13 protein-coding genes are annotated in these 13,739 nt (G+C 52.5%); 3 read left to right on the forward strand and 10 right to left on the reverse strand.

What is annotated here, in order from left to right; all coding sequences use genetic code 11:
* The first annotated feature begins 18 nt into the window (after window positions 1–18).
* Both J0X12_RS06010 and J0X12_RS06015 read left to right on the forward strand, forming a co-directional pair.
* Complete coding sequence (locus tag J0X12_RS06010; RefSeq protein WP_207043273.1) at window positions 19–1,569, forward strand: class I adenylate-forming enzyme family protein; 1,551 nt, start codon at window positions 19–21, stop codon at window positions 1,567–1,569.
* Window positions 1,570–1,642: 73 nt separating this feature from the next.
* A complete protein-coding gene (locus J0X12_RS06015) occupies window positions 1,643–3,172 on the forward strand; it encodes an AMP-binding protein (protein ID WP_207043274.1) in 1,530 nt (509 codons plus the stop codon).
* Between the two features lie 10 nt (window positions 3,173–3,182).
* Here the strand turns inward: J0X12_RS06015 and J0X12_RS06020 are convergent, their stop codons facing one another.
* The 10 genes from J0X12_RS06020 to J0X12_RS06065 all read right to left on the reverse strand — a co-directional run bounded on the left by J0X12_RS06020 (window position 3,183) and on the right by J0X12_RS06065 (window position 12,435).
* Window positions 3,183–3,965: an enoyl-CoA hydratase-related protein gene (locus J0X12_RS06020; protein ID WP_207043276.1), complete on the reverse strand. Its 783-nt coding sequence runs from the start codon at window positions 3,963–3,965 to the stop codon at window positions 3,183–3,185.
* Between the two features lie 42 nt (window positions 3,966–4,007).
* Window positions 4,008–5,201: a CaiB/BaiF CoA transferase family protein gene (locus tag J0X12_RS06025; protein ID WP_207043279.1), complete on the reverse strand. Its 1,194-nt coding sequence runs from the start codon at window positions 5,199–5,201 to the stop codon at window positions 4,008–4,010.
* A 121-nt stretch (window positions 5,202–5,322) separates the two neighbouring features.
* Entirely contained in the window at window positions 5,323–6,216 is an 894-nt protein-coding gene (locus J0X12_RS06030) for an HpcH/HpaI aldolase/citrate lyase family protein (RefSeq protein WP_207043281.1), read from the reverse strand.
* Complete coding sequence (locus J0X12_RS06035; RefSeq protein ID WP_207043283.1) at window positions 6,213–6,665, reverse strand: MaoC family dehydratase; 453 nt, start codon at window positions 6,663–6,665, stop codon at window positions 6,213–6,215. The genes J0X12_RS06030 and J0X12_RS06035 overlap by 4 nt, the downstream gene beginning before the upstream one ends.
* A gap of 33 nt (window positions 6,666–6,698) precedes the next feature.
* Window positions 6,699–7,904 (reverse strand): CaiB/BaiF CoA transferase family protein, encoded by a 1,206-nt coding sequence (locus tag J0X12_RS06040; protein WP_207043286.1) that lies wholly within the window; start codon window positions 7,902–7,904, stop codon window positions 6,699–6,701.
* Window positions 7,905–7,923: 19 nt separating this feature from the next.
* The gene (locus tag J0X12_RS06045) at window positions 7,924–8,319 is read right to left on the reverse strand and encodes a Zn-ribbon domain-containing OB-fold protein (protein WP_207043288.1); all 396 of its coding nucleotides are present in this window, start codon (window positions 8,317–8,319) and stop codon (window positions 7,924–7,926) included.
* Window positions 8,316–9,488, reverse strand: a complete 1,173-nt coding sequence (locus J0X12_RS06050) for a thiolase domain-containing protein (RefSeq protein ID WP_207043289.1) — start codon at window positions 9,486–9,488, stop codon at window positions 8,316–8,318. Before J0X12_RS06050 ends, J0X12_RS06045 begins: the two co-directional genes overlap by 4 nt.
* A 45-nt stretch (window positions 9,489–9,533) precedes the next feature.
* Complete coding sequence (locus J0X12_RS06055) at window positions 9,534–10,700, reverse strand: acyl-CoA dehydrogenase family protein (protein WP_207043292.1); 1,167 nt, start codon at window positions 10,698–10,700, stop codon at window positions 9,534–9,536.
* 72 nt (window positions 10,701–10,772) lie between these two features.
* Entirely contained in the window at window positions 10,773–11,597 is an 825-nt protein-coding gene (locus tag J0X12_RS06060) for an IclR family transcriptional regulator (RefSeq protein WP_207043293.1), read from the reverse strand.
* 64 nt (window positions 11,598–11,661) lie between these two features.
* On the reverse strand, window positions 11,662–12,435 hold the full coding sequence (locus J0X12_RS06065; RefSeq protein ID WP_288902943.1) for an SDR family NAD(P)-dependent oxidoreductase: 774 nt from the start codon (window positions 12,433–12,435) through the stop codon (window positions 11,662–11,664).
* Window positions 12,436–12,758: 323 nt separating this feature from the next.
* Between J0X12_RS06065 and J0X12_RS06070 the strand changes: the two genes are divergently transcribed.
* Window positions 12,759–13,616, forward strand: a complete 858-nt coding sequence (locus J0X12_RS06070; RefSeq protein WP_207043295.1) for a MaoC/PaaZ C-terminal domain-containing protein — start codon at window positions 12,759–12,761, stop codon at window positions 13,614–13,616.
* The last annotated feature ends 123 nt before the right edge of the window (window positions 13,617–13,739 follow it).

The raw sequence follows: 13,739 nt of genomic DNA on the forward strand, positions 1-13,739 counted from the left end.
ACGACGGGAGAGAATTTCATGCGTGTAATTGATTACTTCGATCGCGGCGTTGCGCTGGACCCGGAAAGGATCTGCCTGAAAGACAGCAGCATTTCGCGCAGCTATGCGGAGGTGCAGGAACGCAACTACAGGATCGCCAATGCGCTGATCCGTCTGGGTGTGAAGCCTCAGGTGAAAGGCGCAGTTTTTAGTTCCAACGCCGTGCCGGCATTTGAATGTTGCCTAGGTATGTTACGCGCGGCCGTCGTATGGGTCCCACTCAACGCGAAAAATGAAGTCAAGGAAAACGCCTATATCCTTGATAACTGTGATGTTGAAGTTCTTTTCTATCATAGTGAGTTTGAAGAAAAAGCGGGTGAGTTCGCCAAACTCTGTCCGAAAATTAAGTATTTTGTCTGTATCGATAAGTCGGGTGGTCGCGGCGTTTATCTGGAAGACTGGATAAACGGCGAGGAGAGCACCGATCCGGACATCGCAAGCGATCAGGATACATTAGCTTCTATCTTTTCATCCGGTGGAACTACGGGCCTTCCAAAGGGTGTGCTCTGGACCAACCGTATATGGGATGCCATGATTACGGCCTTCTATACTACGATGCCGATGAAGAAGCCGCCGGTTCATCTGGTTGTTGCCCCGATGTCCCATGCGGCGGGTGTGCTTGCCATTCTCTCTATGGCGAATGGCGGAACTCAGGTCATCCTGCCGCAGTTTGATGCGGAAATGGTTGCGAAGACAATCGAGAGCGAAGGAGTCACGCATCTCTTCCTGCCGCCGACGGCGATCTATATGCTGCTGGCTCATCCGGACGTGAAAAAATATGACTACAGCAGCCTGGAGCATTTCATCTATGCGGCGGCGCCGATGTCAGTCGACAAGCTGAAGGAATGTCTGGAAATTTTTGGTCCGGTCATGAGCCAGTCTTTCGGGCAGGCCGAGGCCCCCATGTTCTGCACTTATCTTTCACCTCAAGATCATCTCGTAATAGGCAGTAATACAAAGGAAAAGCGTCTGGCAAGTTGCGGACGCCAAACCCTGCAAACCCGTGTCCGGATCATGGATGATGAAGGCAATCTTCTGCCGCCGAATGAACGCGGGGAAATTGTCGTTCAGGGCAATCTGGTTATGACGGGCTATTACAAGAACCCCGAAGCGACGGAAGAGGTCTCCACCTTCGGTTGGCACCATACCGGCGATATCGGCTATATCGATGAAGACGGGTATGTCTACATTGTCGACCGCAAGAAGGACATGATCATCACCGGTGGATTCAACGTCTACCCGAGTGAAATCGAGCAGGTGATCTGGGGCCACCCTTCCGTTCAGGATTGTGCCGTCATTGGTGCCCCCGATGAAAAATGGGGCGAGGCGGTAAAGGCGGTGATTGAGCTGAAACCAGGCTGCACACTAGAGGAAGAGGAGATTATCAGCCTCTGTAAGAAAACCCTTGGCAGTGTGAAGGCACCGAAGTCCGTTGAAATCTGGAAAAGCCTCCCCCGGACACCGGTTGGAAAAGTGCGCAAGAAAGATATTCGTGCGAGCTTCTGGACCGATAAAGAGCGGGCAATCTAGCCTCCCGAAGTGAGGGGCTGACGGTCGAAACATATGACCCTGAAACAGCAATAATAACTGGGGACGTAATGTAATGAATATTTCAGATTTTCTATCGCGTGTAGCACGGGTTTATGGCGATAAACCCGCCGTCTCCCTCGGGACGACACAGCTCCATACCTACAGCGAGTTTGCCGATCGTGTACAAGGCCTCGCGGGGGCTCTTCGCGGTGAGCTTGGGCTGGGCGTGGGGGATCGGGTTGGTCTCGCCATGTTGAACACGCCGCAGTATCTGGAAATTCTGGTGGCCTGCTGGCATGCGGGACTATGTGTCGTCCCCATGAATTCCAAACTCCACCCCAAGGAATTTGCCTATATTATTGATAATGCAGGCGTAAAAGTTTGCTTCGTCACTGGAAATCTGATTGACGGTATCAGCGAGTCTTTGGAAGCGATCGACGGGTTTGAGCGGATGTTATGCGTAAATGACGATGCATATGAAGCTCTGCTAAGACACCCCCCGATTGAGATGGTGGATGTCTCAGAGACGGACCCTGCCTGGATCTTCTATACAAGCGGAACGACGGGGCAACCGAAAGGGGCGACGCTCACACACCGGACTTTACTGGGTATGACACTCAGATATTACGCGGACGTCGATCAGCTTTCCCCGGAGGATACCTATTTTCACACGGCCCCGATGTCTCATGCGGATGGATTATATGCCATTCCACATCTAATCAAGGCGTCGCACCATGTCGTGCCGGAAAGTGGCGGTTTCGACGTAGAGGAAATTTTCGGGCTTCTTGAAACCTACAAAAATGCGACCTTCATGGCGGCACCGACAATGCTGACGCGGATGACGAACCATCCGAAGGCAGGCTCTGCCAAGTCTGAGAATATCAAGACAATCTACTACGGTGGCGCGCCGATGTATCTGGAGGATACCAAACGCGCCCTTGCGACATTTGGGCCCTGCCTGATCCAGATTTTCGGTCAGGGTGAGTCCCCGAATACGGGAACCAGTCTTAGCAAGGAACTTCACGCCGATAACAATAACCCGAAATATGAAAAGCGCCTCTCCAGCGTTGGTCTGCCACGCACAGGTGTGGAGGTCCGAATTGTCGATGAGGAGGACAATGAAGTTCCGACCGGAGAAATTGGCGAGATTGTCTTAAAGAGTGATGTCGTCATGGCGGGGTATTGGAACAATTCGGAGGCAACAAGCCAGGCGATCCGGGATGGATGGCTTCATACCGGGGATATAGGGTTTTTGGATGAAGATGGATTTCTCACCCTGAAAGACCGTTCGAAGGATATGATCATCAGCGGTGGGACTAACATATACCCCCGAGAAATTGAAGAAGTCCTGCTCATGGACAGCCGGCTGGATGAAGTCTCGGTGGTCGGGCGGCCGGAGCCAGACTGGGGAGAAGAAGTTGTCGCCTTTGTTGTCCTGAGGGAAGGGGCCTCGGCTACTCCGGAGGAGTTAGAAGAGCTCTGCCTGAACCATATTGCCAGGTTCAAGCGGCCGAAGGAGTATTTCTTCGTTGATGAATTGCCGAAAAGTAACTACGGAAAAATCCTGAAAACCGAACTCAGGAAACAGTTACTGGAAAAATGATCTTTCGCGTTTATTCGCCTTTAAACACCGCCGGTCGCTTTTCCAGAAATGCGGCGACCCCTTCTTTTGAGTCATATTTTTCCCGTAACTCCGCATTTACTTCCAGTTCCCGGCGAAACTGTGTCTTGAAATCGTTATGGGCACTTTCATCAACGGTCTTGCGGGTCATCTCAAGCGCGTAGGTAGGGCCACTCGCCAACTTGGCGGCGAGAGCCCTTGCCTCGTCCATGAGCTTGTCATCGTCATAGACGTCACTGACAAGACCCCAATCGAAGGCCTGATCTGCGGAGACAGGTTCATTGGTCATCATCATTCTCAATGCCCGTGCCCTGCCGATGGCCTGCGGCAACAGATAGGTTGACCCAAGATCAGGGCTGAGACCGATCCGGCTGAATACCTGGATGAATTTTGCCGATTTGCCGGCTATCAGAATGTCCCCGGCGAGCGCGAGAGAGAAGCCGCCACCGGCGGCTGCTCCGTTGACAGCAGTGATAACAGGCACCCGACAGATGCGGATGGCATTGATCGCGTCGAAATAGCAACCGGTGTATAATTCGACAATATCGCTTCCCTCGGGGGGGCGGTTGCGCAGATCCTGACCCGCACAGAAGCCGCGCCCGGAGCCCGTGAGGATAAGCGCGCGGATGCTCTTATCCTCGTCGATAATTTTCAACGCGTCCTGGATTTCATACATCAGCTCGAAGGTCATGGCGTTTAATGCCTCTGGCCTGTTCAAGGTGAGTGTTGCAACACTATTATCGACTTCAAAAATAATATTCTTGAAATTTTCCATCTTTGAACTCCGGAAACGTTGACGGTTATCGGGGGCGACCGGTTACGACTGTTGTGTGACCTTCTCTTCTATGAACTGACTGATTTCCGTTTCGGAATAGCCCGCTTCGCGAAGAATGTCGCTGCTTTGTTCCCCGAGGTGGGGGGGCAAGCTGCGAATGGTTGACGGCGTTTTTGAAAACCGGATAGGCGGGTCAACCATGCGCAAAGTACCCTCGGTCGGATGCTGTTCAAGGCGCCAGAAGCCCGTTGCATTCAATTGTTCGTCTTCCAGCAGCATTTCCTTTGTCATGACCGTTTGAACAGGAATATTCCGGGCGTCTAACTCTCGTTGCCACTCCGCGGAGGACCGGGTTGCAATAATATCAGCGAGCAGGCCATATATTTCCTGGGAATGGTCGACACGGGAGGCATGGCTTTCAAATCTGGGATCATTCTTGAGGTCGTCTCGTCCTGCGACGTCAAAGAGGTCCTGCCAGTTGCGGTCCGTGTAAGGCAGAACAGCGAGATATCCGTCCGTGGTTGCATAGGGTTTGCGCATGGTGTTCAGCAGTCGTTCGTATCCCATCTTGGCGATGGGGGGCTCGAAACAGGCGCCGTACAGATGTTCAACCATAACAAAATCGACCAGGGCCTCGAACATGGGCACTTCTATCGCCTGGCCGCCGCCGCCGCGCTCGCGACTTACGAGGCCGGCCAATATCGCCGATACAAGATTGAGCGAGGAGGCTTTGTCGGCAATGATCGTGGGCACATAGCGCGGTTGATCAGAGGTGATTGTCAAAAGGTCGGCGAGGCCAGACGCCGCCTGAATGATGTCATCATAGGCCGGCTTGTCCGCCATCGGGCCACCAGCCCTGAATCCATACGCGGCACAATAAACCAGATCGGGAAATTCATCCTTGAACTTGTCATATTCCAGACCAAGCTTTTTTGCGACTTTCGGACGTAGATTATGAACAAAGACGTCGGCGGTCTTGATCACCTTGAACAAGGCTTCGCGGCCAGACTCCTTGGTGAGGTCCAGAACAATGCTGCGCTTGTTGCGGTTCGTCGCGAGATACAGCGAGCCCATTCCGGGATTTTTTCTAGGTCCGGTATGGCGCGTTGTGTCGCCAGACGGCGTCTCCACCTTGATCACATCCGCTCCCATGTCGCCCAGCATCTGAGTGGCCCATGGACCTAGTATTACAGTGGTCAGTTCAACCACGCGTATACCGTCTAATACACCCGCCATTTCCTTGTAACATCCTTTTTATTATCCGCGTTACCGCGGTGTTTTTCTATAAGGCCGGGCTTATATGCGCCCGTAAAATATTGAGGCGACACAGGTCTACCCTGATGCCGCCCCGAATTAGCTAGTTCCTTGCTTTGATCTGCTCTGCGAGTGTTACCACATTTCGCGCCTGTTTCAAATGCGGCATATCCAGCATTTTCCCATCAAGACCAACAGTGCCAAGTCCCGGGTTCTGCTCAAAAACGTCAATGACTTTCTGGGCATAGGCGATGTCTTCATCCGACGGTGTGAAGGCGTCGTTGATGATTTCGCATTGCGCGGGATGAATGGCAATTTTGCCGATGAACCCCGACCGGCGATCCCGCAGGCAGTCTGCCTTTAACGCATCGAGTGCACGGTAATCAACAAAGACAACCCCGACCGGCTGGACATTAATGGCGCGCGCTGTCGCAAGGCAGAAGGATTTTGCGAGCAGGAACGGATCATCATACTCACCCGTTGTCGGATTGCGATTATCGCTGGCACCAAGAGCAGCAGCGAGATCTTCGCCGCCCCAGGTCATGCCGATCAGTCGGTCGCTGACATTGTCGAGGTAGGTGTGGAAGGTGAGTAGCGACGCGGCGGTTTCCGTGGCGACACACAGTATCTTCGTGGAACCCGGTTCAATGCCTTCGCGAACTTCCAAAACCGACAGGTATTTATCAAGCGTATTTACCTCTTCGGCCGAATATACCTTGGGAAGGACAATACCATTCGGCTTGCCTGGCATGACGGCTGTCAGGTCTGGCAGGGATAGCGGATTATCGAGGGGATTAATTCGCACCCAAAGCTGTTGACGCGACCGTTCCGTATTGGCTTTCAGAAAATCGCATACCATTCCCCGAGCGATTTCCTGCCGGTTATCGGCAACGGAATCCTCGAGGTCCAGAATGAGGGCATCTGCCGGATTTTCAAGACCCTTGCTGAGTTTTCGTTCGTTATCTCCTGGCACGAACAGCCATGACCGGATGATCATACCGGTTTCTTCTTCATGAGGCCCGTCCGCACAACATAGGCGACTTCCTCATCCCGCTGGTTGATGCCGATATGCTCGAACACCACGAGCCCGGTCGTCGGCCGGGACGCGCTCTCGCGCATTTCTTTGATGCGGGTAACCACGCGAATGGTGTCGCCATGGAAAACCGGGTTCTTGAACCGTATATCCGTCATGCCCAGATTTCCGAGCGTGGTTCCCAGGGTGGTGTCGGCCACTGTTACGCCAATGACCAGTCCCAATGTAAACAGGCTGTTGACGATCCGCTGACCGTACATGGTCTCCTTGCTATATTCCTCGTCAAGGTGAAGCGGTTGGGGGTTATGGGTCATGGCGCAGAACATGACGTTATCCATTTCCGTAACAGTTCTCCGCAGTGGGTGTTCAAATTCCATTCCTGGTTTGAATTCTTCGTAATAAAGACCTGACATGGTTCTTACTTTCTCCTGTTGAATTTAAATTTGTTAGTTTGTTGGGAGTGCAGTGATGCCCTTGTTTAAAAGGGATGAAATTTTCTCTTCGCTGTAGCCAATTTCGGCCAGTACTTCTGCGCTGTGCTCTCCAAGGCGCGGCGCTGGCCGCGTTGCGGAGGGCTGGGTTTCCGACCATTGACTAGGAACTTCCATGTCCAATAGTTTTCCTTCGCTTGGATGATCAATTGATTTGAAGAAATTTGTAGCTTTCAAATGCGGATCTTCCAGCAGGGTGTCCGGCGTATGCAATGGCATCGCCGGAATATCTGCATCATCGAAGAGTTTCAGCCATTCAGCAGTTGTACGGGTCGCAATTAACTTGGCCAGCTCCGCGTATATTTCTTTTATGTTTTCCGTGCGGGTGGTCATCGATTTAAAGCGTGGGTCGGCGTCGAGTTCAGCCTCCCGACCCAGCGCCTGATAGAATGAGCGCCAGTGACGATCGGTATAGATCATAACGCAGACATAGCTGTCCTTCGTCTGATACGGACGACGATCCGGGTTAATCATCCTGTCGTAACCGAGCGGTCCAATCGGTGGATCGAACGTATGTCCGGCCAGGTGGTCGGCGAGGACAAAGCTCGCCATAAATTCAAACATCGGCATATCAATTTGCTGACCCTTGCCCGTGCGGCTCTGATAGTAAAGGGCCGCGTTGATCTGGCCGACGGCCCACAGGCCGACCCCGCGATCGACAAGAGCTGTCGGCGCATAGGTCGGTTCGCTTCCATCCGCCATATGCGAGAGCCAGGGAATGGAAACAGCGCCCTGGATAAGATCATCAAAGGCTGGCTTCCTTTCGTACGGGCCGCCCTGTCCATACCCAAAAAGGCCTGCAAAAATAATACGCGGATTAACCTTTGCAACGCTCTCGTAAGAAAGGCCAAGGCGCGCCATCACCTGTGGGCGGCGATTATAGACCAGCACATCTGCATCCCGCATCAGATCAAGCGCGGCTGTCAAACCTTCCGGTTGTTTGAGGTCCAGAAGAATGCTGCGTTTGCTGCGATTGCAATTTAGAAAGATTGGCCCCATTTCCGAATGTCGAGAGGGGCCGATACCCCGGACAGGATCACCGCCCGGAGCCTCGATTTTTATGACATCTGCTCCCATATCGCCCAGAATCTGGGTTGTATAGGGAGCCATCAGCATATTGGACAGGTCAATAACCCTGACGCCGTCGAGTGGCCTGGTCATGAGGAAACTCCTTCGAGGATTATTTACAAAGCCGGAAAACAGGCAAGGATTGGTTTCCTTCGGTTTTCCGGAAAGTGACTTCGACAGCCTTGCCGATTTTGACGTCGTCGAAATCACTTTCAACAATGTTCGACATCATCGTTATCCCTTCATCAAGGGTCACATAGGCCATGACATAAGGAATCTCCGACCGTCGCATGATGGAATAGCTGTAAATCTTGCCTTTGCCGCTTGCTTCATACCATTCCGTATCGCTGCTCGAGCAAACAGGACAGATGGCGCGCGGGTAAAAATGGGTCTTGCCGCAGGAGTTGCATTTTTTCATTAGCAGCTTGCCATTTTTTGCCCCTTCCCAGTAGCGTTCGGTCTCCATGTTGATATCGGGGTCTTTATAAACTCTTTCCTGCTGGCTCATGCGTCGTTCCTTCCCAAAATAACGGTTCCTGCGCCTGTGCGCGTTGAGATCTGTCCGCCTGTGCCATGGGCGAGGGCGAGGGTGCAGTCTGGGACCTGGACCCTGGGGTGGGCTTCGCCGCGCAGTTGCCGGACAGCCTCGATTACCTTGGTCATGCCGCCGCGGTTACTCGGATGGTTGTTGCATAGACCGCCACCGTCTGTATTGAAGGGGAGTTTGCCGACACCGGAAATCAGGTTCCCGTCGGATACAAATTTACCACCCTGGCCTTTTTCGCAAAAGCCGAGATCTTCTATGGTTTCCAGAACCGTAATCGTAAAGCTGTCGTAGATTGAGGCATAATCGATATCTGCCGGCTTTACGTTGGCTTCGGCAAACGCAATCGGGCCGGATTTGGCGGCACCGGTATAGGTCAGGTCAAAATTGCCGCCGTTCAGGTGTTTTACCGCCTCGCCATGTCCAAGTACCTTAACGCAGCGATCCCCAAGAGATTTTGCGATTTCCGGGCTGACGACAATCAATGCGCCACCCCCATCACTGATAACGCAGCAGTCAAGACGGTGGAGCGGATCGGAAATCATGGGCGAGTTGACAACATCTTCCACGGTTACTACATCGCGCAACATGGCGTGCTCGTTATGCTGCGCATGATGAGAGGCAGCAACCTTTATCCAGGCAAGTTGTTCGCTGGTCGTTCCATATTCATACATGTGCCGCATCGCCGCCATGCCGTACATATTGGTTATGACCGGTGCATAAGGGATTTCAAATCCGCGCTCCGGCAATTCACCACCGCGATCCCGCGCGCCGAGCGTCGTGAGGCCTTCCGCCCGTGGCCGTCCGGCAAGGGTGATCAGGGCCACATTGCATTTGCCGGCGGCAATCGCTTCGACCGCATGTCCGACATGGACAACATAGGAGGACCCGCCTGTTTCGGTGGTATCCGTATAGGTTATGTTCAGGCCCATATACTCGGCCATTGACATGCCGCCCAAGCCGGGCGCATCTCCATCACAGAAATATCCGTCAACATCGTCTTTCGTCAGGCCCGCGTCTTTCAGCGCGCCAATGGCGACTTCGGCATGCAATTGGGGAATTGTCTTGTCGACTGCCTTGCGGGTTGGGTGCTCATATATACCCGCAATATAGGCCTTGCTCATTCGGCTCATGTTTTAACCTCTGTTTTTGTTTTATTTTAGGTCGTGGCTACTATTTCAGTATGATTTCGGGAGGTCCAGCGCATTTTCTGCAAGATAACTCAGAATTAGCTGCGGACTAATTGGCGCAAGGCGATGTATCAGGGATTCACGCAAATATCTTTCAACGTGAAATTCCTTGGCATATCCCATTCCACCGTGGGTCATGACGGCGTTTGTACATGATTTAAAGGTAGCTTCCGCCGCAAGATATTTTGCTGCGTTGGCCTGAAGGCCGCATTCCTTCCCCTCGTCATACATATTCGCTGCCTGGAAGGCCATGAGGTTAGCCGCTTCCAGTTCCGCCCAGGATTCGGCAAGGGGGTGCTGGATTGACTGGTTCATGCCAATTGGCCGTCCGAAAACCACGCGATCACGGGCATATTGCGCAGCTTTCTTGAGTGCCGCGCGCCCCAATCCAACCATAGAGGCGGCTATCAGGATTCTTTCTGCGTTCAATCCGTGCAGAAGGTACCGAAAACCCTTGCCTTCCTCACCAACCAGATGTTCTTTCGGGATACGGAGGCCGTCGATAAACATTTGATTGGAATCGACGCATTTCCGGCCCATTTTGTCGATAGGGCGAATTTCGACATAATCGCGATCAAGATCGGTATAGAAAAGGGAGAGACCATCTATGGGCCGTTCCGTTTCTTCTTCCCTTTTTGTCCGGGCAATGAGCAGCATTTTGTTGGCGCGAAGGGCAGTCGACGTCCAGATTTTCTCCCCCTTGACGACATAATCCTTCCCGTCCCAAACGGCGCGGGTTTTTAGTCTCGTCGTATCAAGGCCGGTGTTCGGTTCGGTCACAGCAAAACATGCGACGTCCTCCCGCTTGATGATAGGGGGCAGCCATTTTTGCTTCTGTTCTTCCGTGCCGAAAACCACGACGGGATTAAGACCGAAAATACCGATAATGAGCGCGGCAAAACCGGCATTCGCGGCGCCCGATTCCGTGATTGCCTGCGCCATGACTGCCGCATCCGCGATACCAAGTCCGCTGCCGCCGTATTTCTCCGGCATGGCAATCCCCATGAAGCCCTCATCAACAATAGCCTGACAGAACTCCTCGGGAAATTCTCCGTCCGTATCCCGTTGGAGCCAGTAATCATCTCCAAACGGCTTGCATATTCGTGCAATACTTTCCTTGATTTGCTCTTGTTCTGGTGTAAGTGCGAAACTCATTTCCTGTCCTTATATTTATTGTTTTTATTAGATCCGACGCGAGTGGGAGACTGCTTAAGACTATATTTCCAATTACGTCGGTAACGTTGAATCTATCGGAACGCCGCCGGTCGCAACTGTGCATTCCTTCGCCGCCCGAATTACAAGTTTTTCATTTTGTGCGGCGTTGGCGCGCATGCGCTCTGACGGTCCCGCGATTAATATTGCCGCGATAACCTCGCCTGTATTTGAGTAGATCGGTCCTGCCAGACCGCTGGATCCGTGAACTTGTTCATCCGATGTTCTGGCGATGCCTTCCTGCCGGATTTTCTCAAGTGCCGCCTTGATCTCGGACTTGCCGGTAAGCGTGGTCTCGGTATAGCGCTTGCGTTTATGTGAGCGCAGATAGGTCTCCAGCCGTTCGGACTCAAAAAACGCTAAAAGAAGCTTTCCCCCAACGGTACAATAAAGTTCGCGATTTTCCCCGATAGGGACGGAATAACGTATGGAATTTGTGCTTTCCACCTTATCAAGATAGGTCACCATATCGCCTTCATGGTTTAACGCCGCGATTACTGCCGTTTCCCCAGTTTCCCGCGCAAGGTCAACTAGAGTAGGGCGCGCCAGTTTCAGAAATTCCCGGCCTGAAACGGCTCGCATCGCGAGTGTAATGAACCGAGGGCCAAGATAGTATCGGCCGTTCTCATCACGGCTGACGCATCCCTCCTCGGTTAAGCCGGCGAGGAGGCCGACAAGGCTTGTTTTCGGTGCAGAGGCGGAAATAGCCAATTGAGACAGTGTCGCACCTGTATCCATGGAGGCGAGTGATTCGAGAATTGAAAATATCCGTCCTACCGACTGCGGACCGCCCCGTGACGCCGATTTTTCGGGCTTTCTGTTCTGGCCGTCAGGCGCCATATTTCAATTCTCCGTATAAGAGGCAGGCATAGAAGTATGACCCTGTGCCTGCCTCGAGATTCAACTAAACGCCAATCGTGTAACCGCCATTGACGGACAGATGCTGACCAGTGATATAGCTGGCAGCGGGCGAGAGCAGGAAGCAAACAGGTTGCGACACCTCGTCCGGCGTCGAGAAACGGCCCATGGGAACTTGTGCCATTACACCATCGCGGAATTTGTCCGAGCGGATCGTTTCGGTCATTTCAGTTTCGACGACACCGAAGCAAATCGTATTGACGCGGATCTGTTTTGCCGACCATTCACGTGCAGCGCTCATCGTCAGGCCCATAACACCTGATTTTGCGGCCCCGTAGTTGATTTGCCCGATAGTCCCGCGACGTCCTGCGTCGGAAGAAATATTGACGATCGAAGCAGGGCTCGTATCGCCATCCATCGCTCTTTGATACATGTGCCGACCTACGGCCTGCAAACAATAGAAGACGCCAGACAAGTTAACGTCGATAACCTGCTGCCAGGTCTCGATCGGCATTTTGGTGGCCATAGCAGCGCGGACAATGCCGGCATTATTGACGAGCCCATGGATTGCGCCATTGCGTGCGACCGCTTTTTCCACCATGTCCTGAACAAATCCCGGATCAGCAACGGAGCCGACGTAAACCTCCGCCTTGTCGCTTCCCAATTCATCGGCGATTGCATTCACCTTGTCTCCCTGCAGGTCGACCAAAATCGCCTTGCCACCGAGATCAACGACGAGTCTGGCAACGGCCTCGCCAATTCCCTGACCTGCACCGGTCACGATCACGTTCTGGTTTTCAAGTGACATTGGGTTTATCATTATTTTTCTTCTCCATTTATTGAAAAGCCTGTCGGCGCCGCCGATGCAATAGGCCATCTGAGTTTTGGCGATTATATTCATATGCGTAATGAATACGTATATCGATACAAACATAATGTGCGCCTGTCAATATCATTACGTTGGAATTTTGTACGGGCCGCCGCTGATCTCTCGCCAGTTAATTGAAGGATTTCAATCAAAAAAGCGGATTGACAGTTTAGATATATCAAATATTATATTCGCATAAATATATTATATACGCATATACGAACAAAAAAGATAGATAAATAAGTGCGTACTATTATAAGAAAAGGTGAGTAAACATGATCCCGCAAAAAGTTATCGATTACAGTTTTCCGGATACCGAGGTCAGTTATACAGAGCGTGACGTCATACTTTACGCTCTCGGTGTAAATGTTGGCTTGGATCCGATGAACGAGCGGGAGCTGAAATATCTTTTTGAGGACGGGCTGCAGGCATTGCCTTCCTATTCAATGGTCTTGGGGCACCCGGGATTCTGGCTGCGTGATCCCGCCTTGGAAGTTGATTGGGTCAAACTTTTGCATGCAGAGCAATTCCTCAGCATATCCCGGCCGTTGCCTGCAAAAGGAACGGTACTGGCCAGTCACAAAGTGCTGGGAATTACGGACAAAGGCGAGGGTAGGGGCGCCATTGTTTACTACGAGAAGCTGCTGTGTGATGCGAAAACCAAGGAAGAATTATGCCGCGTGACAACGGGTGTATTCTGTCGTGGAGATGGCGGCTGCGGGGATTATGGAGAGACGCCTGATGCCTTGGCGTCGCTGCCCGAGCAATCACCTGAAATCTCAGTGAGTAAAACCACCGACCTGCGGTCGGCGCTGATTTATCGCCTGAGCGGAGATTACAACCCCTTGCATATTATGCCCGATATCGCGCGTCAGGCGGGATACGACCGACCAATCCTGCATGGCTTGTGCAGCATGGGTATCGTCGGACTGATTTTGCAGGAAACGGTTGGCAAATCCGACCCGGCCCTTTTTGGCGGGTATGCCTGTCGATTTAGCAGGCCCGTCTTTCCGGGCGATACGCTGCGGGTCGATATCTGGCCTGATGATCAGGGGGGACGTTTTCGCGTTGTTGTTGAAGATCGAAACGAGGTTGTCCTTGATCGCGGTCATTTTAGTCTCAGGGCTCCTTAGGTCCTGACCAGTGAAAAGGAGAAAACACGCGTCGCCGTCGTGAATTTGTAGAAAGGAGCCCTGCCGTGATGGGCGACAAAGCCGGTGAAAAAAGCGAACGCAATATCAAAATTTTTTGTTGAA

The organism is Sneathiella sedimenti, from assembly GCF_017313765.1.
Lineage (GTDB): Bacteria > Pseudomonadota > Alphaproteobacteria > Sneathiellales > Sneathiellaceae > Sneathiella > Sneathiella sedimenti.